Genomic DNA, 22058 nt, shown 5'->3' on the forward strand with positions numbered 1-22058 from the left:
AATGTTTGAAAATATGGATTTTTCTAAAATGGGTGAACTTTTAAATCAAGTTCAAGAAAAAGCAAAAAATATAGAACTAGAACTTGCAAATCGTGAATTTAGCGCCAAAAGTGGAGCAGGACTTGTTAAAGTAAGCGCTAATGGAAAAGGCGAGATTATCGATGTTAGCATTGATGATTCTTTACTTGAAGATAAAGAGTCCTTGCAAATTTTACTTATTTCTGCGATTAATGATGTTTTAGCCATGGTTGCGCAAAATCGCTCAAGTATGGCGAATGATGTTTTAGGCGGTTTTGGAGGTATGAAATTATGAAAAAAATTTTAATTATTTGCATGCTTTTTACTTTGTCTTTTGGTATAGAAAGACCTAAATTTGAAGATTTTTTAGCAGGTTATGAAAGAAATAAGGCAAGCATGCTCAACTATGAAGGAATGCCAGCTTTTGCACTCAGTGAAAATTTACTTGCTGTGTTAAAACAGCCTAATACTAAGCTTAACAAATATGTAAAATATGATCCATTTTTAAATTTATATCTTGTAAGAACTGACTTTAGCCTAATCCCTACTCCTATGGGTGATGAAGAAAAACTTACTCGTAATGATTGGGTTGGAATTTGGGATCCTAATAAACCTTATATAGGGCATATTAAGTATTTAGCTCAAAATATTGATGAAAAAGATCAACTTGATTTTAATTCTAAAATAGGACTTTTAGGGACTCCATGCTGTGAAATGATGGGGATTGCTTTAAATAATAGCTCTTTTATAGGCAATCGCTATTTAAAACATTTTATGAAATATAACGATGTTTATTGGGGGGATATTGGCGTTGATTTTGTTGTTCGAGAAAATAAAATTTATGTTAACAATGTAAGAAAAAATCCACAATTTTTAATCAACGATCAAGTTATAAGTGTTGATGGCTTACCCGCCAATGATTTAAGAAAACTCAATGAAAAAATTCTTTTTGCAGATCGCGGAAGCACTCTTTATTTTCAAGTATTGCGTGATAATATGGATTTAAATATTTCTACTGAAGTTTTTGCAAAAGATTTGAGCAAATTTAACCTTCCTGATTCTAAACCAAAACCAAAAATTACAAATTTCACAAGCAATCTTGGTTTAACGGTTAATACTAGTCTTGTTGTAACCAAAATAGATCCAAAATCAAAAGCATCAAATGCAGGATTTATGGTAGGAGATAAAATTTTACGCGTTAATAATATTATTTTAAATAATTTTAAAGAATTACAAAATATTTTAAGTGCTGGTAATGACTTTAGCATCTTAATTGAACGCAAAAGTACTAAATTACCTTTATCAAATTTCAACAATGAACTAGGCGGAAATGCCAACTCAGGTGGCGATGGTAAATTTCAATTTTTCATAAGGCTTACTAAGTGAATTTAAAAGAACTTTTTATCCATCACTTAGAAAAAAATCTACCTAAAGTTGAAAGCTTTCATCCTTTTTTTAATGAAGCTTTAGCCCTTATGCTAAAAGCGGGAGGAAAGCATTTTCGCGCACAATTGCTTTTAAGCGTAGTACAAAGCAATAAACCTGAACTTTTAAATCAAGCTTTAGATGTGGCTTTAGCTTTGGAATTTATCCATACTTATTCACTCATACACGATGATTTACCTGCTATGGATAATGCGGACTTTAGACGAGGAATTCCAACCTTACACAAAAGCTACGATGAACCTACAGCCATCTTAGTGGGTGATGCTTTAAATACTGAAGCTTTTTTAGTTCTAAGTCATGCTCATTTAAAAGATGAAATCAAAATCAAACTCATCAAAACTCTTGCCTTTAATGCAGGGCTTAATGGAATGGTCATAGGACAAGCTATTGATTGTTTTTTTGAAGACAAAAGACTGAGTTTAAATGAACTTGAGTTTTTGCACACACATAAAACCGCAAGATTAATCGCTGCAGCTTTAAAAATGGGTTGTGAAATTTGCGAACTTAACAACGAAGAAAACAATCAAATTTACAAACTTGGTTTAAAACTAGGACTGATTTTTCAAATCAATGATGATATTATCGATGTAACTACAAGCCAAGAACAAAGTGGAAAGCCTACTAACAACGATACTCATAAAAATTCTTTTGTCAATTTGCTTGGACTTGAACAAGCCATAAAAACAAAAGAAAATCTTCTTAGTGAATGCGAACAAGACTTAGAAAAACTCAATGAAAAACTCGCGCAAATGATACAAAATTTAATAATTCAATACTTATAAAGGCAAAAAATGGACATTCAAATTTTACAAGAACAGGCAAATACTCTAAGATTTTTAAGTGCTGATATGGTGCAAAAAGCAAACTCAGGACACCCAGGTGCACCTTTGGGTTTGGCAGATATTTTAAGTGTTTTAAGTTATCATTTAAAACACAATCCTAAAAATCCCACTTGGCTAAACCGTGATAGACTTGTATTTTCAGGCGGACATGCAAGTACTTTGCTTTATAGTTTTTTACATTTAAGTGGCTATGATTTAAGCTTAGAAGATCTTAAAAATTTCCGCCAACTTCATTCTAAAACCCCTGGACACCCTGAAATTTCAACTCTTGGAGTAGAAATCGCTACAGGCCCTTTAGGACAAGGCGTTGCAAATGCTGTAGGCTTTGCTATGGCAGCAAAAAAAGCGCAAAATTTGCTAGGCAGTGATTTAATCGATCATAAAATTTATTGTCTTTGCGGAGATGGGGATTTACAAGAAGGCATTTCTTATGAAGCTTGTTCTTTAGCAGGACTTCACAGGCTTGATAATTTCATACTTATTTACGATAGCAACAATATCTCCATAGAAGGCGATGTAGGTTTAGCCTTTAACGAAAATGTAAAAATGCGTTTTGAAGCACAAGGATTTGAAGTTTTAAGTATAAATGGACACAATTACGAAGAAATCAATAAAGCCTTAGAACAAGCTAAAAAATCCACAAAACCTTGTCTTATCATCGCAAAAACAACTATAGCAAAGGGTGCAGGAGAGCTTGAAGGCAGTCATAAAAGCCATGGTGCACCTTTGGGCGAAGAAGTGATTAAAAAAGCCAAAGCACAAGCAGGTTTTGATCCAAATATCAGTTTTCATATCCCACAAGCAAGCAAAATCCGCTTTGAAAGTGCTGTAGAACTTGGGGATTTAGAAGAAGCAAAATGGAAAGATAAGCTTGAAAAAAGTGGTAAAAAAGAACTTTTAGAAAGGTTATTAAATCCTGATTTTAGCAAGATAGCTTATCCTGATTTTAAAGGAAAAGATCTTGCTACAAGAGATAGCAATGGTGAAATTTTAAATGTTTTAGCTAAAAATTTAGAAGGATTTTTAGGTGGAAGTGCGGATTTAGGCCCTTCAAATAAAACAGAACTTCACGGCATGGGAGACTTTGTAGAAGGTAAAAATATCCATTTTGGTATCAGAGAACACGCTATGGCAGCGATTAACAATGCTTTTGCAAGATATGGAATTTTCTTACCATTTTCGGCAACTTTTTTCATCTTTAGCGAGTACTTAAAACCTGCTGCAAGAATAGCGGCTCTAATGAAAATCAAACATTTTTTCATTTTCACACACGATAGCATAGGTGTGGGCGAAGATGGACCAACACACCAACCTATAGAACAACTTAGCACTTTTAGGGCTATGCCAAATTTTTTAACCTTTAGACCTGCTGATGGAGTGGAAAATGTCAAAGCTTGGCAAATAGCCCTAAATGCAGGTATTCCAAGTGCTTTTGTGCTTTCACGCCAAAAACTCAAAGCTCTAAATGAACCCGTTTTTGGAGATGTAAAAAACGGAGCATATTTACTTGAAGAAAGCAAAGATGCTAAATTTACACTTTTAGCGAGCGGAAGCGAAGTTTGGCTTTGTCTAGAAAGTGCAAACGAACTTGAAAAACAAGGTTTTGCTTGTAATGTTGTTTCCATGCCTTGTTTTGAACTTTTTGAAAAACAAGATAAAGCTTATCAAGAAAGATTGTTAAAAGGTGAAGTTATAGGTGTTGAAGCAGCACATTCTAATGAACTTTATAAATTTTGCCATAAAGTGTATGGCATAGAAAGTTTTGGAGAAAGTGGCAAAGACAAAGATGTGTTTGAACACTTTGGCTTTAGCGTTTCAAAGCTTGTAAATTTTATCCTTAGCAAATAAAATGAATACAAATTTCAAATTTCAAAATAACACTCTTTTTATCTTTGGAATTTGGGATAAAACAAGTATTTATAAGTTAAAAATAAAAGATTTTTTAGCTTTGATTCAAAGCAAGGAAGTGATTTTTGATTTTAAAGATCTAAAAGCAATCGATACCGCTGGAGTGAGATTTTTCCTTGCTTTGGAAAATGACCTTAAAGATAAAAATATTAAAATCACCAAAGAAGGCTTAAATTCACGCTTTCAAACCCTTTTTGAACTTTGTGAAAAAAACTACCAAAGACTAAGCAAAACAAAAAAATCACATAAAAATTTCAGTGAATACTTTATCGATCTTGGAAAATTAAGTTTAGAACTTTTAAAAATTTTAAGAAAATTCATCAATTTCACAGGAGCTTTTTTCACAAGTCTTTTTTTATGCCTTAAAAATCCTAAAAATTTTCGCTTTATTGCTTTTTTATATCATATAGAAAATTCTGCTTTTAAAGCCTTGCCTATAGTTATTTTAACTGCTCTTTTAGTAGGAGTGGTTTTAGCCTATCAGGCCGCTTATCAACTCGCACAATTTGGAGTCAATATTTTCATAGTGGATTTGATGGGAATTTCAGCCACTAGAGAACTTGCACCTTTAATCGCTGCCATAGTGATCGCAGGAAGAAGTGCAAGCTCTTATACCGCACAAATTGGAGTGATGAAAATCACTGATGAAATTGCAGCTATGAATACTATGGGTTTTCGTTCTTTTGAATTTATTATTATTCCACGTGTTATGGCTTTGGTAGTGGCTATGCCTTTAATCGTTGCCATTAGCGATGCAATCAGTATTATAGGTGGAATGATGGTTGCAAAATTAAATCTTGATATTTCTTTTGCCGAATTTTTAAGACGCTTTAGAGAAGCTGTAGATATAAAACATATCTTTATAGGACTTGTAAAAGCACCTATTTTTGGATTTTTAATAGGGCTTATTGCTTGTTTTCGTGGTTTTGAGGTAAAAAACACTACACAAAGCATAGGAATTTATACCACAAAAAGCGTTGTAAATGCTATTTTTTGGGTGATAGCTTTTGATGCTTTATTCTCTGTTATTCTAACTTCTGCAGGAATTTAAATGGTTATTAAAGCACAAAATATCATTACAAAATTTGGAGAAAAAATCGTCCATGATGGCGTAAGTTTTGAAATCAAAAAAAACGAAATTTTTGGTATTTTAGGAGGTAGTGGAAGTGGAAAATCCGTCCTTTTAAAACAAATGCTTATGCTTGAACATTTTGATGGTGGAGAATATGAAATTTTAGGCTATAAACTTAAAAATATCAACGAAGAAGATGCACTTGCTTTGCGTAAAAAATGGGGTGTGGTTTTTCAGTTTGCTGCACTTTTTAGCTTTTTTAATGTTTATGAAAATATAGCCATTCCTTTAAAAGAATACACTCATTTAGATGAAAATAGCATACAAGAACTGGTTTTAATGAAGCTAAAAATGGTAGGTTTAAACGAAAGTGTTTTAAAACAATTTCCAAGCGAACTTAGTGGTGGTATGCAAAAAAGAGTGGCAATTGCTAGAGCTTTAGCACTTGATAGTAAGTTACTTTTTTTAGATGAACCTACCTCAGGACTTGACCCTCATAGTAGTCGCGAATTTGACGATTTGGTTTTAGAATTAAAAAAAAGTTTTGATTTAAATATCATTTTGGTTACACATGATAAAGAAAGTATGAAAAATTTACTCGATCGCTTTATCATTTTAGAAAATAAAAAAGTTGGATTTTGCGGTACTTATGAAGAATTACGCCTGCAAAATGAACGACTTTTTAAAAGATTTATGGAGTAAAAGTGGAAAATAGAGCAAATTATTTTTTTGTAGGACTTTTTGTTTTTGGAGTGTTTTTTGCAAGTCTTGGTTTCATACTTTGGCTTGGTGGATACTCTAAAGAAGAAAGTTTTAAGTATTATGAAATTCACACGCAAGAATCCGTTGCAGGACTTGGCATAAAAGCACCCGTAAGGCTTTTGGGCGTGGAAGTAGGTAGCGTAGAAGAAATCAGCATTTACAATCAAGATGAACTCGGCGTTAACATACGCATTAAGGTCAAAAACAATACCCCTATAAAAGAAGACACCTTTGCTACTTTGCAACTTCAAGGTATCACAGGACTTAAATTTGTCCAACTTCAAGGCGGAAGCAAAAATAGCAAAGATTTAGTATCTATACAGGGAAAACTTCCAGTCATTCCTTTTAAAGAAAGTTTTTTAGCAACCATAGACAGACAAAGTGAACATATTTTTTCTTTGGTTAAAACGGCCGATGATAAATCAAAAGAACTTTTAAGCGAAAAAAATCTTAAAAATCTAGAAATCTTTTTGCAAAATCTAGCAGAATTAAGTGCAAATTTAAATGCTAATTCTAAAAATTTAAGCCTTAATCTTTCAAACACAAGTTTAAAAATAGGAAAAATGGCTGATAATATAAGCCTTAGTGCGCAAAATTTCAACTCCAGTCTTAAAGACATAAAAGAAAGCACGATGATTTTAAAAAATTTCATAAAAAAAGCTGATGAAAAATTAAACACTTATGATGATATTAAAGCATCTTTGATGCAAAATTTAGAGCTTTTTAAACGAATTTTAATTGAAAGCAATATTCTAATAGAAAATTTACAAAACAGCCCTGCTGATTTGATTTTTAAAGAAACTAAACCTAAACTAGGACCAGGAGAAAAATAATGCTAAAGCAATTATTCTATATTTTGACTTTTATTTTTATATTATGCGGATGCTCTTTAAGACACGAAACCATCAACAAAAATGAAAATATCATATTAAAAGATGAAGGAATAGACTCAAATATTTTTTTTAAAAAAACCGGTAAAATTCTTAAAATTCGCAATGCAAATGCACCTTGGTATTTAAACTCGCGAGCTATTGTTTATATAGATAATGGTTTTAGCAACAAATACGCACATTATTTCTGGGGAGACTTACCAAGCAATCTTTATTCTTTTTTAATTTTATCAAAATTTGAACAAAGCAATATTTTTACAACCTTACTTTCTTCAACAAGCTCTTTAAATGCGGATTATGCCCTTGAAAGCAGGATTAACTCTTTTGAACAAATTCTTAACAACAATGAAAACTACGCTCAAATTTCTATAAGCGTAAATTTCATAAATCTTGAAAACAATCAAATAATAGCTCATAAAATTTTCAATACTAAAGAAAAAATAGAAAAAAAAGATATCCGCTCTACTTATAATGCTTTTCAAAAAGCCTTAAATAAAATTGGAAATGAGATTGTTTTTTGGGTAAATTCTAATTTATCCTAATTTAGGAACACTTTTTGCTTTTTAAATATTTAGCAATATTTTTGAAAGGTAAACAATGAAAAGTGATTTAGATATATTTAAAAAACACTTAGGCGAAATTCAAAGCGTGAATGAATTTAAAGCAAATCAAATTTGCTCTCAAATCAATGATGCAAATGATTTTATAGGAGCACTTCAAGTACTTGATATGTCTTTAAAAAAAATAGAAAAAAGCATTCTAGAAAGAATAGATGAAAATTCAGATGATATGCAAAAAAGAACTCTTGATGCCACAGCATCACAACTTATACAAAACTGCTCTTTCATGGGAACAGCCCTTTTTGGAAATATTTTCAATGTTTATGTTGGTAAAAAACTTTTTGAATTTGAAATTGCTAATCCACTTTTAATTCTTCAAACAAGTAATTACGAAGGTGTATTGGCCTATATACAAGATAAAAGAGATGAAATAAAAATCATTCTATCAGAGTTAGCAACTGCAATCACCATGGGCGAAACTATGGATAATGCTGGAATTTATAACTCTACAATGGATTTTAAAAATTTATTTAAATAAGAATAGTAATCATTTGTTCTCTTTAAGCGAATATAATATATTTTAGCTTAAAGAGATTTTCCAAACTCTAAAAGAGAGTTAGGCTACGAATAAAAAGGGGGAGGGAAATAGCCTAACCCAAACGAGATCTTAAAAGATCTCTTTAAACTAAAATAAATATTTAGATAATTTAACAATTTTTATTAAATTATCTAAACCATATTTATGTTTTAGTTTAATACGATGTGACACTTTATTCTAATAACACTTAATATATGATAAAAATATTATTTAGTAACTTAAATTATTAAAGAATATTACTACAATATTATTTAAAAAATTTTAAATTTTTAGGATTTTAAGAAAAAAATATTATTTTTATAATTTAATATCATATCATAGAAAGAATTTCAGCACGCCCATTAATCACAGCAACACAATGTTCATAATGAGCCGCATTAAGCCCATCAATACTTCCAGCATCCCATTTTCCATTATAATGTTTTGGTGTTCCATCTTTTTGGCATATCATAGGCTCTATGCAAAACACCATTCCATTTTTAATTTTAGGGCCACTTTTTGCACTCGCACCTTTTTCTAAATAGTTTAAAATTTCAGGCTCTCCATGGGGCTTTCGTCCTATACCATGTCCACAATATCCACGAAGCGGGACAAAACCTCTTGCATGGATAAATTCGCCTAAAGCAGCTGAAAGTTCCTTAAAACGCATTCCATCATGAATAATATCTATAGCATGATATAACGCGTCTTTAGCACAAGAGATTAAAGCTTTATCAGTGGATGAAACTTCTCCTATAGCAATAGTTCTTGCTGCATCCCCATAATACCCATCAATCAAACTTCCCACATCAAGACCTAAAATATCACCCTCTTTGATAATTTTATCATCTGGAATTCCATGGATACAAACTTGATTTAAAGATGTACAAATGGCACCTGGAAAACCATAAAGCCCCTTAAATGATGGCTTGGCACCAAGGCTTAAAATATAATCTTCTGCCATTTTATCAATTTGTTTTAAACTCATTCCTATTTTAATTTCATTCTCTAAAAAATTTAAAGTTTTTGCTACAATTTGATTTGCTATTCTTAATTTTTCTATTTCATCTGGTTTTTTCAATTCTATCATTTTATTTCCTTATAAATTTAGCCAAATTTTAGCAGTATTTTTTAAAGATTCAACATCGCTTGAAGCATAAAAATGCAATCTTGCTTTATGATTTTTCAAATCTATATTTTCTCTTTCTTTAAGAAATTCAACTATAGCATCTCCTGAATGAATTAATTTTGTTTTATCGCCAAAATACTTACTTAAAGAACGACCTAGTAAAGGGAAATGAGTACAAGCGAGTATCAAAGCATCTGGAGTTGTGATATTTTTAAAATAATACTCCATAGCACTTTGCAAAAAATCTCCTTCAAAAATACCTTCTTCAACCATAGGCACAAAAAGCCCTGTAGCTAAAGCATTTATATTTGTATATCCTTGAGATAATAAACGCTTTTGGTATTCTTCTGATTTAATGGTTGCTTTTGTTGCAATGACTAAAATTTCTTTATTTTTATCATGTAAAGCTTTTATCGTTGCTTCAACCCCTGCATCAATTACGCCATATACTGGAAAATGTGCTTTTGCTTTTAAAGCATCTAAAGCATAAGCACTAGCAGTATTACATGCAATGATAAGCATATCAATTTGAAATTGTTCAAAAAATTCCAATGCTTCAAGACAGAACTTGATAATAGTATCTTTATCTTTTACCCCGTAAGGAACTCTTGCGGTATCTCCATAATAGATAATTTCATCAAAAAGTCTAGCTTCATAAAGAGATTTTAAAACACTAAGCCCCCCTACTCCGCTATCAAATACACCTATTTTCACTTTAATACCTTCTTGCTCCTATATAACGAGCCTTCCAATAAGAACTATTTAACTCGACTTCTTTTACTCCACCTTTAGTAGATAAATGTATAAATTTTCCCTTGCTCGTATAAATACCAACATGCATACCATTTGGCCCTCTACCTGTCTTAAAAAATACCAAATCTCCTGTTTGCAATTTTGATTTAGAAACTTTTCTCCCAGAACCTAATTGAGTTTTTGTAGTGCGAGGTATGCGTATATTAAGCTGAGCTAATGCACTCTGCGTAAATCCTGAACAATCAGCACCTTTTTTAGTAGTTCCACCTAAAACATAAGGAGTTTTTTTCCATTCATTTGCTATAGTCTTAAGTTTTGTTTCTTTATTTGTATTATAAATCGGGCGAGTATAGTTTAAATTCTGATAAAAACTACATCCACTTATAAAGAATACAATCGCGATGATGAAAAAAATATGTCTCATCAGTCCCCTTAAGATCGAGTAGCAAAGAATTTAAGATAAATAAAACCCCAAATCCCAGAACAAAATGAAGCTATGAGAATAGCTAAATTATCTGCATAATTAAAAATATCACTGACTTCATACGCCAAACCATCGATAAACAAACTCATTGTAAAACCGATACCTGTAAGTATACAAACCCCATAAAGTTGTTTCAAATTTGAACCTTGGGGCAAGGCTGCAAATTTAAAGCGGATTGCCAAATAAGAAAACAAAAATACACCCACTTGTTTACCCACAAAAAGCCCCAAAAAAATACCTATACTTACACCTGAAAAAATTGCTCCCATATCGATATTGGATAAATTTACCCCAGCGTTAGCAAAAGCAAATAAAGGCAAGATAACAAAAGCGAGCCAAAATTTTAGACTTTCATAGATTTCTTCTAAAAATGCTTCTCCATTTTTAGTTTGCATCGGTATAAAAAATGCTGTTATGATTCCAGCTAAAGTTGCATGCACACCACTTTTTAAAACACTAATCCAAAGAATAACTGAGCAAATAAAATAAAAAGACTTTCTTGTTATTCCTAAAATATTTAAAACAAGCATTACCAAAATAGCAATTCCTGCAACGACAAAAGCAACTATTGATAATTTTGTCGTATAAAAAATAGCTATAATTAAAATAGCACCCACATCATCAAAAATAGCCAAAGAAAGTAAGAAAATTTTTAAACTTGATGGAATATGCTTACCACACATCATTAAAATCGCTAAGGCAAACGCTGTATCTGTAGCTGTAGGTATAGCCCAACCTTTTAAGGTATAAGCATCTCCTATATTCACCAAAGCAAACAACATTGCTGGTATGAGTATACCCCCTAAAGCAGCCATAAAAGGTAAAACAATATTTTTAGGATTTTTAAAATCCCCATGCAAAAATTCCTTCTTAAGCTCAAGCCCTATAGCAAAGAAAAATATAGATATAAGCCCATCATTTATCCAAAGCAAAAAAGGTTTATTAAGCTCAAATTCACCTACACTAAATCCGACTTTTAAATTTAGAAATTCTCGATAATGTTCGCTAAAAGATCCATTTTGCACAAGCAAAGCAAGCAAAGTACAAACTATAAGTAAAACACCACCAAAAGCCTCATTTAAAACTAAAGTTTTTAATTTATGTACTATATTATTCATTTAACAATCTTAAGATAAATAAAACCAACAATGGCACTTAAAAAACTAGCTATTAAAATAGCAAGTTTATCCGCATGTTCAAAAATATCACTATTTTTATAGGCCAAACCATCAATAAATAAGCTCATCGTAAAACCAATGCCTGTTAAAATACATATACCATAAAATTTTCCATATTTAATATTTTCAGGTAGTTTTGCAAGCTTAAGTTTGATAGCAATAAAACAAAAAGTAAAAACACCTAGTTGCTTTCCTAAAAATAATCCTAGAATAATTCCAAGGCTTACAGGTGAAAATACTGAACCAAGATGCATATCTCTGATATCAATCCCAGCATTAGCAAAAGCAAATAAAGGCAAGATAAAATAAACCACCCAAGGATTTAAATCCTTAAGAACTTCATGCAAATAAGGTTTTTTATTTTTTGTATCAAGCGGTATAAATAAAGAAATAATCACACCAGCCAAAGTCGCATGTACTCCACTTTTAAGCATAGCTATCCACAATACAACACCTACTAACACATACAAAGAAAGATGGGTGATGTGATAATAATTTAACAAAAGCAGAGCAAATATACAAAACAAACAAATAATAATCGCCAAAGCTGAAAGCTGATCTGTATAAAATAAAGCAATAATAACAATAGCGCCCAAATCATCAAAAATAGCTAAAGAAAGTAAAAAAAGCTTTAAACTTGTAGGAATTTTATTTCCTAAAAGCATCAAAATGCCTACTGCAAAAGCTATATCAGTTGCTGTAGGTATTGCCCAACCTTTCATAGCAAAATCATGGGAATAATTAATAGTAGCAAAAATTAAAGCAGGAGTAATCATACCCCCAAAAGCTCCAAATATAGGTAAAGACACAGCTCTTATATTTTTAAGCTGTCCGCGTAAAATTTCATATTTTAACTCAAGCCCTATACATAGAAAAAATATAGCTATCAAACCATCATTTATCCATAAATCCAACGACTTTGAAATTTGAAAATGATCAAATCCTACTGTAAAATTAGCATGAAAAAAATCTGTATAAATAACACTTAAAGAAGAATTTTTACATAATAAGGCTAAAAATGTAAAAAATATAAGCAAAATACCAGGGAAAGTTTCACTTAAAACCATCTTCTTTATCATTTGCATCCTTGCTCCTAAATAAATATTATAAAAATTTAATACGATAAATAAAATGGCAAAATTATAACGAAAAAATACTAAAGAAATAATTATTTAAAAAAACAAGCTCAAGATACCAACAAGTTCTTAAGCTTGTTCTTAAGATATTTAAGCGTAAATATCCAAACCACTAGAGCTAGAAACTTGTGGAGCGGAGGCTTGAGAGACACCTTCCATACCTTCGATGAGTTCATTCATCAATGCCTCGTTTGTGTCCATAGATTTTTTCAAAACTGAAGTATTAACAGCAGTCATTAAATTAGCATTACCCATAGAAACATCTGAAACCATATCATCCTCCTTTTAGATTGAGTCTTAAGACTTTATTTAAATCGGATGATATTTTTAAAACTTAATATTTTTTACTAAACTTTTTAAAATTTTTCAAGGAAACCAATATCTGAAATTAAAAATCATAAATTTTTTAAGATAAAATCCTATTTTAAAAATTTTTACACTATGAAACAATAAGCAAAATATAAATGGTTGGTACTTTTAAAAGTGAATTAAATGGATAAAAATTTATTTCAATAAATTTAAGTTTTATCTTATTTTATACGATTTATAATATAATCAAAAATTACAACTTAAGAAAAAAATGAAAAAAATATCTTAAGTTTAGTAAACATTGTAAACTAAGAGGTTAATGAAATGATACTGGTAACACCTTGTGGCGTTATGGATACCACAAATTTTGGCAAAAGTGAAGTAAATAGGCAAACTATAGATTTTTCTTTAAAATCTCAAGAAAAAAAAGAGAAAGTAGAAGCTGAAGCTGAGAAAGAAGAAGTAAATAAAGACAATAGCGATTCTACAAACACAGATACCAACAAAAAAGATAAACTTTTGGATATATCTGCTTAGTCTAAAATATACTATAGCTATATCTCCTTAAAGAATACGCAATAAATGATTTTTTGATTTTTATTAAGCTTTTAAAACACTAAAAAATGAAAAATTAAAAATACAAAAACAATATCCCAAAGTGCATAGCTTAGAAGAAAGCCTTGCGATACTTAAAAACAACCCATATTAAATCACAAAAATAAGATATATTTAAAAATTTATTAAAATATATCTTAAATATAATTAATAAAAAATATTATCGATACAAAAGCTTATTTTTTAGTTCTATTTAAGATTTTTAATATTATACTAGCCATTATTTATTTTGATAATAAATATTATTTTTATCAAAAACCAAGGGTAATGATAATGAAAATTTTTAAAATTATATTTTTAATTGTAAGTATTTTTTTATCAAGCTCAGCTTTTGCTAGAGTAGATGATTATATTAATGAAGCAAATCTTATCAAAGATATGCTAAAACAAAGCATAGAAACTTACAAAAAGGGTGATAATCTAGGTGCTAAAAAGCTTAGCGAAGATGCGTATTTTCAACATTTTGAAAATATGGAAGGCCCTATAGGAAGAAACATAGGAAGAAAAGCCATCACCATGGAGCGTAAATTTGTAAATTTGCGTCGCATGTATAAAGATGAAGCTCCTTTAACACAAATTAATGCTTTAATTGATAGTCTTTATTATGATCTTGATGAAGTAGCCCCAATCTTACAAAATGGATATCGTTTAAAAGCAGAAGCAAGCGATACAAACTATGATAAGGCTAAAGCTGAAAAATCAAGCCTAGAAGCCAATGCCAAACGCGAAGCTGATGCAGAAGCTTTAATCGCACAAATGATGGGCGTGGATAAAAAAGATTTAGCACAAAGCTCTTTAACCACCCAAGTTCCTACACCTACAAACAACGATGCGAGCAAACTTACAGATGATAATGCAAGCGCTGATTTACAAGCTGCTGCTGCAATGGACGCAAGATTGCAATTTATACTAGATAATATCTCTACCAAATTTTCACAGGCAGCTAATGCTTTTAAAGAAAAAAACTACCAAGCTAGTAAAGATTTTTTAAATGATGCCTTATTTAGTGATTATCGCAATACCAAAGTAGAAATTTTAGTAAATAAATTTACCAAAGCAGGAAACGATCAAAAAATTCAACAAGCCATACGCACCCTTATACGCCAAATCAACGATGCAAAAATAGATGAAAAAGACTTAAGAAATGGCTTAGATAACATAGAAGAACAAATTTTTGATGTTTTCTTACAAATTCCAAATTCAGAACTTTCAAGTTTGCAAATTTCAGGCTTTAATGATGAAACAAAAGGCAAAGATTATGCCAAAGTTTCTAATGATATCAAACTTGCCTTAGATGGAATTTTGAAACATTATGATGGCTTTAGCGCTTCTATAGTAGATGATTTGCAAGGAATTTATCTAGATACTTTTGAAGCAAGCGGTATGGAAAATAAAATCGGTGCTGTAGATAGCGGCTTAAAACTTAAAATAGAAAGTTTATTTTCCAAAGGCGTAGCACTGATTAAAGCAAGTGCAGATAAAAAAGAGCTTGAAGCTACTTTTAATGACTTAGAACAACTCATAGCAAACAGTGTAGATAAAATTCAAGATTCCACCCCTTATTCGTTGTTTATATGGGCTTTAGGCATTATTTTGCGTGAAGGCTTGGAAGCTTTGATTATCGTTGTAGCCATTGTTTCTTATCTTGTGCAAAGTGGCAACAAAAATCGTCTAAATATCGCCTATAGTGCTCTTTTTACAGGAGTGATTTTAAGTTTTATTACCGCTTTTGGAGTTTCTTGGCTATTCAAAGAAAATGCAGGACAAAGTAGAGAGCTTATAGAGGGTATTACCATGCTTATAGCCGTATTACTACTCTTTTATGTGGGCTTTTGGCTACTTTCAAACGCACAAAATAAAAAATGGACAAGCTTTATCAAACAAGGTGCTATAGATGCTATATCAAACAATAGTGCAAAAACCCTTTGGATCACCGTATTTTTAGCTGTTTATAGAGAAGGTGCAGAAACTGTGCTTTTTTATCAAGCCTTGCTTTTTGATGCTAAAACAAGCACTGATTTTAGTGCTGTTTTTGGTGGGCTTGGACTTGGAATTTTAATACTTATTGTTTTATATTTTCTTTTAAAAGCAGGAGCCATTCGCATACCTGTAAAACAATTTTTCTATATCACTTCTTACATTATTTTTTACATGGTTTTTGTTTTTACAGGCAAAGGCATAGCTGAACTCATAGAAGGAAAAGTCATCATTCCTAGTCTTATACCTATGAATTTTGAACCGATTTTATGGCTTGGAATTTATCCTTACTATGAAACCTTAATCCCTCAATTTATAGTTTTGATCATGCTAATTATTGGCATTTTAATAACAAAACAAATTTCAAAAAAAGGAGTAGAATCATGATAAAAAAAGTTTTATCAGTAGTTGCTGCAGCTGCGGTTATTAGTACAAATTTATTTGCAGGCGAAGTGCCGATCGGCGATCCAAAAGAACTTAATGGCATGGAAATAGCCGCTGTTTATTTACAACCTATTGAAATGGAGCCAAGAGGTATTGATTTAGCTGCATCTTTAGCAGATATTCACCTAGAAGCTGACATTCACGCACTTAAAAACAATCCAAATGGTTTTCCAGAAGGTTTTTGGATGCCTTATTTAACTATAGCTTATGAACTTAAAAATACCGACACAGGTGCAATTAAACGTGGAACTTTGATGCCTATGGTGGCTGATGATGGTCCTCACTATGGTGCAAATATTGCTATGGAAAAAGATAAAAAAGGTGGCTTTGGCGTAGGAAATTATGAACTTACTTTTTATATCTCAAATCCAGAAAAACAAGGTTTTGGACGCCATGTTGATGAAGAAACAGGCGTGGGCAAGTGGTTTGAGCCTTTTAAAGTAGATTATAAATTCAAATACACAGGCACGCCAAAATAATTTTACGCTCGGATTTTCCGAGTGTTTAAATATTTTTATTTTTATTTGAAAAAATTAAAATAACAATGTTTAAAGAGTAAATTATGAGTATATATTTTGTGCATTTTCTTATCAGTGTTTTGCCACTAAGTATTTTAATAGCCTTTATCACTCCTGATAAAAAATATATTTTTAAAAGTTTTTTAGTAGTTTTTTTGGGCTTTTTATTTGGATATTTTGCTTTTTTTATCGCGGCACAATTTTTAAAAACCGAAAATTTAATCTTTAATTTTGATTTTGTTTTTATAGGTTTATTGCTAGTAAGCTTTATATTTTATTTTTGGAAAAAAATTGAAATTTTAAATTTTATTTTATTAGGAATTTTAAGTTTTTGCACCGCTTTGCATTATTATTTTTTAAGTCAAGATTTCCCTATTTTTACTAGCTCTTTAATCGATAGCGAAGGTATAAGCTCTTTAGGTTTTATTGCTTTAGCCTTGCTTGTTTGTATTTTGATTTTCTTCTTTTTAAAATGGCAAAAAAATTTTAATCAAAAAACAAGCTTTATGCTGTTTTTACTGCTTATCCTTATAGAAAGCGATAAAGCTCTAGCCAATATCTTGCTTACTTTAATGCGAAATTCCATCATAGAAACTCATGCTTTTTTGGTGAGTTTTGTAGGAAAAAGTAATTATTTTGGTGTTTTTGGAATTTATGTTTATTTAATTTTCATCACTTTTTTAGCATTCTTAAGCTTAAAAATTCGCAAAAAAAATATAAGCAAAAAACAAATTTTAGATATAAATTATCGCAAAAATGAAGCTAAAACAAGTCTTATTAATCGCTATTTTTCCAGTGTTTTTATCTCCTGTGTTATAAGTTTTTGCATTGTTTTATACTTTTTTATGGTAAGCTCTAAGCCTTTAACCATAGATGAGCCTAAAGAAATTTTACCCGATAAGAATGGCAAATTTATCTTTGATATAGCTCTTTTAAGGGATAACAAACTCCACCGCTTTGCTTATATCAGTGCTGAAGGCAAAGTGATAAGGTTTTTTCTTATCAACAAAAGAGAAGATAAGGATTCTCCTGTAGCTGTTTTTGATGCTTGTATGATTTGTGGAGATATGGGCTATATCAAAAAAGATGGACAACTCATTTGCATTTCTTGCAATGTGCGTATTTTCTTGCCTAGTGTAGGCAAAAGCGGGGGTTGCAATCCTATCCCACTCAAATACGAATACGATGGTAAAAAAATCACCATAGATGTTAAAGATGTAATAGCAGGATCTAATTATTTTAGTCAAATCAAAGAAATTGAAGTGCAAGATCCTGTATCAAAAACAAAGGTTATAAACACCCAAGCTCCTTTTTCTTATAGTTATAAAGGGATTACTTATTATTTTTCAAATCAAAACAACTATGAAGAATTTAAAAAAGATCCTACAAAATATGTAGAAGAAAACGAAGCCCAATTTTTAATCCAAAGGAGAAACGATGTTGGCTAAAATGATTTTTAACTCTATATTTAAAAACAAAATTCAAAAATTTTTAGCCTTTCTTACTTGTTTTTTAGCCACGCTTTTGCTCTCTACTATGCTAAATATTACCCTAAGTATAGGCGATGAAGTAACTAAACAACTCAAAAGCTATGGCTCTAATATCCTTGTTTTACCCAAAGGCTCAAGTCTTAGTATAGAAATAGGTAATGAACTTTATGAACCCTTAAAAAACAAAAACTATCTAGAAGAAAAAAATTTATATATGATTAAAGACATTTATTGGCGTAACAACATCACCGCACTTGCTCCTTTTTTAGAAGGTAAAATCACAATTGAAAACTCCCAGCAAAAAGCACTTATTTATGGCACTTATTTTCAAAAAGCCATAAAAATTAAAGATGATGATGATTTTATCACAGGTATAAAAAGTCTTTATCCTTATTTAGCAGTGCAAGGAGAATGGGCAAAAGATGATAGCAATGAAATCATGCTAGGTGAAGACTTTGCTAAAAACAATAAACTAAAACTAGGAGATACTATCAAACTCATAGGAGAAAACAATCAAAGCAAAGAAGCAAAAATTGTAGGCATTTTACTTCATGCCAATCCTAAAATGTCAAATAAAATCATCACTCCTTTAAATTTAGCTCAAGATTTACTCAACAAACAAGGGCTTTACTCAAGTGCAGAAGTAAGAGCTTTTACCATACCTGAATCAGCCCTTTCTGAAAAAGTGCGTCGCATGGGCGAAGAAAAATTAGATCAGTTAGAATATGACAAATGGTATTGCTCAGCTTATGTAGGCTCAATCGCTAGTCAAATTAGTGATGGCTTACCAGGTGCTGATGCAAAAGCTCTAAATGCTATAAGCGATGCTCAAAGCTTGGTGGTTAAAAAGATCCAATCCTTAATGGGCATTACTTGCATTATTTGTCTTATTGTTGCAAGTATTGCGATTTCAAGCCTGATGAGTTCTGAAATTCATCGTAGAAAAAAAGAAATAGGACTTTTAAAAGTGCTTGGTGCTAATACTTTTCAAATTTATCTCATCTTTGCTAGTGAAAATTTAATCGTAGCTTTATTTGCTGCTTTATTTGGATTTATTTTTGGCACAGCACTTTCTCAAATCATCAGCCTTAGCATTTTTGGATATTTTATTGATATAGCCTTTATAGCTTTACCTTTAAGCTTTATTTTTGCAGGACTTATTGCCTTGCTAGGTTGCTTGCTTCCTATCAAAAATATCACACAACTTTCAGCTGCAGGAGTGCTTTATGGTAGATAAGTTTTTCCTTAATGAGCTTTTTAAAAGCATTAGCTTTTCTTATCAAAGACTTTTTATAATAGTTTTAAGTGTTTTTATAGGAGCACTTACTTGCTCAGCTTTTTTAAATATTTATTTTGATATTGACACCAAACTTTCTAAAGAATTAAAAGCCTATGGAGCAAATGTAATGATAAGCCCTAAACAGGATGAAAATTTTATCTCCAATGCTGAGTATGAAAAAATAAAAGAAAATTTAAAGGCTAGAGCTCTAACTCCTTTTTTGTATGATTTTTTAAATTTAGGCAGTACAAGCGGAGTGGTTTTAGGCACTGATTTTAGGGCTTTAAAAATCACTAAACCTTTTTTAGAAGTTAAAGAAGGAAGCTTTTCTCTAAATGATTTTGATGAAAATTCAGCCTTTTTAGGGGTTAATTTAGCCAAGCAACTAGGCCTAAAAACAGGCAATGAACTTCAAATTTACAATCCAAACAACGGAAAAAGCATAAAACTTACCATAAAAGGCATACTTTCAAGCAATGATGAATTTGATAGCATTGTTTTAGCCCCTTTAAGCGTGGTGCAAAATTTAAGCGATAGAGCCGGTATTAACTATGCTAATGCTGTAGTTTATGGAAATTTTGATGAAGTTAAAGCCAAAACACAAGCAATCAACAATGAATTCATCGATGCAAAACCTATATCTTCAGTATCCTTAAGCGAAGGTTTAGTACTTGGAAAAATCAAAGCTTTAATGTTTTTAATCATACTTGTAGTATTGATCATAGTCACTACTAGCGTTAATACAACTTTAAGCTCTATTATATTTTCTCGCAAAAAAGAGATCGCACTGCGTTTAGCCTTGGGTGCGAAAAAAAGTGAAATTTTTAAACTTTTTGCTAGTGAATGCTTTATAGTAAGTTTTTTTGCTAGTTTAATCGGAGCTTTTTGTGGGATATTTTTAGCCAATGTCTTTGGTTATTTGATTTTTAATTCTAGTATTGATTTTAGATTTATAGCTGTTTTTATAGCCTTAATCATTTCTTTGATTTTTGCCTTTTTGGCTGCATTTTTTCCTATAAAAAGAGCATTAAAAATCAATGTGTGTGAAAATTTGAAAGGTGAATGATGAAAAAAGAACTTATTAAAATAAACAATTTAAATAAAGAATTTGGCAAAGTTAAAGCCTTAAACAATATCAACTTAAGCGTCTATGAAGGAGAATGGCTTGCCATCATGGGTCCATCAGGAAGTGGAAAATCAACGCTTTTAAACATACTATCACTCATGGATACTCCAAGCTCTGGAGAGTATATCTTAGATAATGAAAACCTAGAGCAAATGGATGAAGAGCAAAAAATCACCTTGCGTCGTGAAAAAATAGGGCTTGTCTTTCAACAATTTCATCTTATCCCCTATCTTAACGCCTTAGAAAATGTTATGCTCTCTCAGTATTATCACTCAAGTGTAGATGAAGAAGATGCCAAAATGGTTCTTGAAAAAGTAGGACTTTCACACAGACTCACTCATTTACCTAGCCAATTAAGTGGCGGGGAACAACAAAGAGTTTGTATAGCAAGAGCTTTGATCAACAACCCAGAGCTTTTGCTCGCAGATGAACCCACAGGAAATTTAGATGAAGCCAATGAACAAATCGTTCTTCAAACCTTGCAAAAATTAAAAAACGAAGGCAAAACCATAGTTTTAATCACACACAATCCTGATTTAGCCAAATTCGCAGATCGAACCCTTATCTTACAACATGGGGTGTTAAAATGAAAAAAAGTCTTTTAATCTTAAGCATTTTGTTTTTGCTCAATGCTTGTTCTTTTGAAAATTCAAAAGATACTGGAAAAGTTGGAGAAAAAAGCGCTGAAATTTCAGCTAAAGATACCTTAGGAAAAGCTGTAAAACTTGCTGATGATAATACAAGTTTAAAAGTCTTAGTCTTTTTTCAAAATGGCTGCCCTTCTTGCTTAAAAGAACTCCCTTCTTTAGATGAATTCATACAAAATCACCCCAATAAAATCAGTGTTTATGCTATAAATTCCATCGATAATGCCAATGTGGTTAAGGTTTTAGCCGAACAATTTGACTTTAAAAATGTAAAAGTTTTAAAAGACGATCTTAAAATCACCAATGATCGTTACGCTGTGTTTACAACCCCTACTACCATCATCATTAAAGATGGGATAATAAAAGATAGAATTTTAGGAGAAAAACCATGGGAATTTTTCGAATCCAAGCTTATTTCTTTGCTTTAATCATAGCTTTATTTTTTGTAGCTTGTGATAGTGGAGAAAATTTTAAAGCTTTAAATAGTGATAAAACTTATAATTTTGCCTACAATGGTTTTGAAAAAAGCCTAAAACTAAATGATAAAGCACAAAATTTTGCCTTAGTATTTTTCACAAAAAATTGTGGAGTTTGTAAAGAACAAATTCCTATTTTACAGAATTTGGCTAAAAATTATGATTTTAATATCTTTGTGGTTTTAGGCGATGCAAACGATGCAAACGATGCAAAAGCTTGGGCTAATGAAAAAGGTTTATCTAATTTAGCAATGTTTTATGAAAAAAGAGCAGCTAAATACCTTTCAAGTGCCATTAGGGAAATATATGGAGTACCTGTGCTTAGTTTTTTCAAAGAAGGAAAAATGGATGAAAAATTCATAGGCTTAACTCCTTATAGCATACTTGAAAAAGAAATCAAAAAAGTAAAAAGCTAAAATTTA

24 protein-coding genes are annotated in these 22058 nt (G+C 31.1%); 18 read left to right on the forward strand and 6 right to left on the reverse strand.

Annotation, left to right across the window (positions count from 1 at the left end):
• Position 1: 1 nt before the first annotated feature.
• The 9 genes from AJ888_RS02545 to AJ888_RS02585 are packed head-to-tail and all read left to right on the forward strand — an operon-like array spanning position 2 to position 8036.
• Positions 2 to 313 carry a YbaB/EbfC family nucleoid-associated protein gene (locus AJ888_RS02545; RefSeq protein ID WP_002851172.1) on the forward strand — a complete coding sequence of 104 codons (312 nt, stop codon included), beginning with the start codon at positions 2 to 4 and terminating at the stop codon, positions 311 to 313.
• Positions 310 to 1404, forward strand: coding sequence for a PDZ domain-containing protein (locus AJ888_RS02550; RefSeq protein ID WP_002862279.1), 1095 nt, complete (start codon positions 310 to 312; stop codon positions 1402 to 1404). The genes AJ888_RS02545 and AJ888_RS02550 overlap by 4 nt, the downstream gene beginning before the upstream one ends.
• Positions 1401 to 2246 carry a polyprenyl synthetase family protein gene (locus AJ888_RS02555; protein WP_002862280.1) on the forward strand — a complete coding sequence of 282 codons (846 nt, stop codon included), beginning with the start codon at positions 1401 to 1403 and terminating at the stop codon, positions 2244 to 2246. Before AJ888_RS02550 ends, AJ888_RS02555 begins: the two co-directional genes overlap by 4 nt.
• 9 nt (positions 2247 to 2255) lie before the next feature.
• Positions 2256 to 4154, forward strand: coding sequence for a transketolase (gene tkt / locus AJ888_RS02560; RefSeq protein ID WP_002862281.1), 1899 nt, complete (start codon positions 2256 to 2258; stop codon positions 4152 to 4154).
• A 1-nt stretch (position 4155) separates the two neighbouring features.
• Positions 4156 to 5265 carry an ABC transporter permease gene (locus tag AJ888_RS02565; protein ID WP_070296113.1) on the forward strand — a complete coding sequence of 370 codons (1110 nt, stop codon included), beginning with the start codon at positions 4156 to 4158 and terminating at the stop codon, positions 5263 to 5265.
• Complete coding sequence (locus AJ888_RS02570; protein ID WP_002862283.1) at positions 5266 to 5988, forward strand: ABC transporter ATP-binding protein; 723 nt, start codon at positions 5266 to 5268, stop codon at positions 5986 to 5988.
• A gap of 2 nt (positions 5989 to 5990) precedes the next feature.
• The gene (locus AJ888_RS02575) at positions 5991 to 6881 is read left to right on the forward strand and encodes an MlaD family protein (RefSeq protein ID WP_002862284.1); all 891 of its coding nucleotides are present in this window, start codon (positions 5991 to 5993) and stop codon (positions 6879 to 6881) included.
• A complete protein-coding gene (locus tag AJ888_RS02580; RefSeq protein WP_002862285.1) occupies positions 6881 to 7480 on the forward strand; it encodes an ABC-type transport auxiliary lipoprotein family protein in 600 nt (199 codons plus the stop codon). The genes AJ888_RS02575 and AJ888_RS02580 overlap by 1 nt, the downstream gene beginning before the upstream one ends.
• A 55-nt stretch (positions 7481 to 7535) precedes the next feature.
• Positions 7536 to 8036 (forward strand): flagellar FLiS export co-chaperone, encoded by a 501-nt coding sequence (locus tag AJ888_RS02585; protein ID WP_002871263.1) that lies wholly within the window; start codon positions 7536 to 7538, stop codon positions 8034 to 8036.
• 370 nt (positions 8037 to 8406) lie between these two features.
• Here the strand turns inward: AJ888_RS02585 and map are convergent, their stop codons facing one another.
• From map to AJ888_RS02615, 6 genes are all read right to left on the reverse strand, one after another.
• Positions 8407 to 9165, reverse strand: a complete 759-nt coding sequence (gene map / locus AJ888_RS02590) for a type I methionyl aminopeptidase (RefSeq protein ID WP_070296114.1) — start codon at positions 9163 to 9165, stop codon at positions 8407 to 8409.
• 9 nt (positions 9166 to 9174) lie between these two features.
• Complete coding sequence (gene murI, locus AJ888_RS02595; protein WP_002871264.1) at positions 9175 to 9918, reverse strand: glutamate racemase; 744 nt, start codon at positions 9916 to 9918, stop codon at positions 9175 to 9177.
• A gap of 1 nt (position 9919) precedes the next feature.
• On the reverse strand, positions 9920 to 10381 hold the full coding sequence (locus AJ888_RS02600) for a C40 family peptidase (protein WP_002871265.1): 462 nt from the start codon (positions 10379 to 10381) through the stop codon (positions 9920 to 9922).
• 8 nt (positions 10382 to 10389) lie between these two features.
• On the reverse strand, positions 10390 to 11559 hold the full coding sequence (nhaA, locus tag AJ888_RS02605) for a Na+/H+ antiporter NhaA (protein WP_032603390.1): 1170 nt from the start codon (positions 11557 to 11559) through the stop codon (positions 10390 to 10392).
• Positions 11556 to 12704: a Na+/H+ antiporter NhaA gene (gene nhaA, locus AJ888_RS02610; protein ID WP_032603391.1), complete on the reverse strand. Its 1149-nt coding sequence runs from the start codon at positions 12702 to 12704 to the stop codon at positions 11556 to 11558. Before nhaA (AJ888_RS02610) ends, nhaA (AJ888_RS02605) begins: the two co-directional genes overlap by 4 nt.
• Positions 12705 to 12845: 141 nt before the next feature.
• Complete coding sequence (locus AJ888_RS02615) at positions 12846 to 13028, reverse strand: YjfB family protein (protein ID WP_002856010.1); 183 nt, start codon at positions 13026 to 13028, stop codon at positions 12846 to 12848.
• Positions 13029 to 13388: 360 nt separating this feature from the next.
• Between AJ888_RS02615 and AJ888_RS02620 the strand changes: the two genes are divergently transcribed.
• The 9 genes from AJ888_RS02620 to AJ888_RS02660 all read left to right on the forward strand — a co-directional run bounded on the left by AJ888_RS02620 (position 13389) and on the right by AJ888_RS02660 (position 22052).
• On the forward strand, positions 13389 to 13601 hold the full coding sequence (locus AJ888_RS02620; protein WP_002862290.1) for a hypothetical protein: 213 nt from the start codon (positions 13389 to 13391) through the stop codon (positions 13599 to 13601).
• Positions 13602 to 13952: 351 nt separating this feature from the next.
• Positions 13953 to 16043, forward strand: a complete 2091-nt coding sequence (locus AJ888_RS02625; RefSeq protein ID WP_070283770.1) for an FTR1 family protein — start codon at positions 13953 to 13955, stop codon at positions 16041 to 16043.
• Positions 16040 to 16579 carry an iron transporter gene (locus AJ888_RS02630; RefSeq protein ID WP_002778842.1) on the forward strand — a complete coding sequence of 180 codons (540 nt, stop codon included), beginning with the start codon at positions 16040 to 16042 and terminating at the stop codon, positions 16577 to 16579. Before AJ888_RS02625 ends, AJ888_RS02630 begins: the two co-directional genes overlap by 4 nt.
• Positions 16580 to 16662: 83 nt before the next feature.
• Complete coding sequence (locus AJ888_RS02635) at positions 16663 to 18066, forward strand: Fe-S-containing protein (RefSeq protein WP_070296115.1); 1404 nt, start codon at positions 16663 to 16665, stop codon at positions 18064 to 18066.
• Positions 18056 to 19345, forward strand: coding sequence for an ABC transporter permease (locus AJ888_RS02640; protein ID WP_070248862.1), 1290 nt, complete (start codon positions 18056 to 18058; stop codon positions 19343 to 19345). The genes AJ888_RS02635 and AJ888_RS02640 overlap by 11 nt, the downstream gene beginning before the upstream one ends.
• On the forward strand, positions 19335 to 20453 hold the full coding sequence (locus AJ888_RS02645) for an ABC transporter permease (RefSeq protein WP_002862294.1): 1119 nt from the start codon (positions 19335 to 19337) through the stop codon (positions 20451 to 20453). The genes AJ888_RS02640 and AJ888_RS02645 overlap by 11 nt, the downstream gene beginning before the upstream one ends.
• Positions 20450 to 21103 carry an ABC transporter ATP-binding protein gene (locus AJ888_RS02650; RefSeq protein WP_002860103.1) on the forward strand — a complete coding sequence of 218 codons (654 nt, stop codon included), beginning with the start codon at positions 20450 to 20452 and terminating at the stop codon, positions 21101 to 21103. The genes AJ888_RS02645 and AJ888_RS02650 overlap by 4 nt, the downstream gene beginning before the upstream one ends.
• Complete coding sequence (locus AJ888_RS02655) at positions 21100 to 21588, forward strand: peroxiredoxin family protein (RefSeq protein ID WP_002862295.1); 489 nt, start codon at positions 21100 to 21102, stop codon at positions 21586 to 21588. Before AJ888_RS02650 ends, AJ888_RS02655 begins: the two co-directional genes overlap by 4 nt.
• A complete protein-coding gene (locus tag AJ888_RS02660; RefSeq protein ID WP_002862296.1) occupies positions 21549 to 22052 on the forward strand; it encodes a TlpA family protein disulfide reductase in 504 nt (167 codons plus the stop codon). The genes AJ888_RS02655 and AJ888_RS02660 overlap by 40 nt, the downstream gene beginning before the upstream one ends.
• The last annotated feature ends 6 nt before the right edge of the window (positions 22053 to 22058 follow it).

This window comes from Campylobacter sp. BCW_6467 (genome assembly GCF_001762855.1).
Classification (GTDB): domain Bacteria; phylum Campylobacterota; class Campylobacteria; order Campylobacterales; family Campylobacteraceae; genus Campylobacter_D; species Campylobacter_D jejuni.

Bases quoted from the DNA above. Each gene is read 5' to 3' on its own strand.
- AJ888_RS02545 (WP_002851172.1), top strand. From the start codon at position 2: ATGTTTGAAAATATGGATTTTTCTAAAATGGGTGAACTTTTAAATCAA.
- AJ888_RS02550 (WP_002862279.1), top strand. From the start codon at position 310: ATGAAAAAAATTTTAATTATTTGCATGCTTTTTACTTTGTCTTTTGGT.
- tkt (WP_002862281.1), top strand. From the start codon at position 2,256: ATGGACATTCAAATTTTACAAGAACAGGCAAATACTCTAAGATTTTTA.
- AJ888_RS02565 (WP_070296113.1), top strand. From the start codon at position 4,156: ATGAATACAAATTTCAAATTTCAAAATAACACTCTTTTTATCTTTGGA.
- AJ888_RS02570 (WP_002862283.1), top strand. From the start codon at position 5,266: ATGGTTATTAAAGCACAAAATATCATTACAAAATTTGGAGAAAAAATC.
- AJ888_RS02580 (WP_002862285.1), top strand. From the start codon at position 6,881: ATGCTAAAGCAATTATTCTATATTTTGACTTTTATTTTTATATTATGC.
- AJ888_RS02585 (WP_002871263.1), top strand. From the start codon at position 7,536: ATGAAAAGTGATTTAGATATATTTAAAAAACACTTAGGCGAAATTCAA.
- map (WP_070296114.1), bottom strand. From the start codon at position 9,165: ATGATAGAATTGAAAAAACCAGATGAAATAGAAAAATTAAGAATAGCA.
- AJ888_RS02600 (WP_002871265.1), bottom strand. From the start codon at position 10,381: ATGAGACATATTTTTTTCATCATCGCGATTGTATTCTTTATAAGTGGA.
- nhaA (WP_032603390.1), bottom strand. From the start codon at position 11,559: ATGAATAATATAGTACATAAATTAAAAACTTTAGTTTTAAATGAGGCT.
- nhaA (WP_032603391.1), bottom strand. From the start codon at position 12,704: ATGCAAATGATAAAGAAGATGGTTTTAAGTGAAACTTTCCCTGGTATT.
- AJ888_RS02615 (WP_002856010.1), bottom strand. From the start codon at position 13,028: ATGGTTTCAGATGTTTCTATGGGTAATGCTAATTTAATGACTGCTGTT.
- AJ888_RS02620 (WP_002862290.1), top strand. From the start codon at position 13,389: ATGATACTGGTAACACCTTGTGGCGTTATGGATACCACAAATTTTGGC.
- AJ888_RS02625 (WP_070283770.1), top strand. From the start codon at position 13,953: ATGAAAATTTTTAAAATTATATTTTTAATTGTAAGTATTTTTTTATCA.
- AJ888_RS02630 (WP_002778842.1), top strand. From the start codon at position 16,040: ATGATAAAAAAAGTTTTATCAGTAGTTGCTGCAGCTGCGGTTATTAGT.
- AJ888_RS02635 (WP_070296115.1), top strand. From the start codon at position 16,663: ATGAGTATATATTTTGTGCATTTTCTTATCAGTGTTTTGCCACTAAGT.
- AJ888_RS02640 (WP_070248862.1), top strand. From the start codon at position 18,056: ATGTTGGCTAAAATGATTTTTAACTCTATATTTAAAAACAAAATTCAA.
- AJ888_RS02645 (WP_002862294.1), top strand. From the start codon at position 19,335: ATGGTAGATAAGTTTTTCCTTAATGAGCTTTTTAAAAGCATTAGCTTT.
- AJ888_RS02650 (WP_002860103.1), top strand. From the start codon at position 20,450: ATGATGAAAAAAGAACTTATTAAAATAAACAATTTAAATAAAGAATTT.
- AJ888_RS02655 (WP_002862295.1), top strand. From the start codon at position 21,100: ATGAAAAAAAGTCTTTTAATCTTAAGCATTTTGTTTTTGCTCAATGCT.
- AJ888_RS02660 (WP_002862296.1), top strand. From the start codon at position 21,549: ATGGGAATTTTTCGAATCCAAGCTTATTTCTTTGCTTTAATCATAGCT.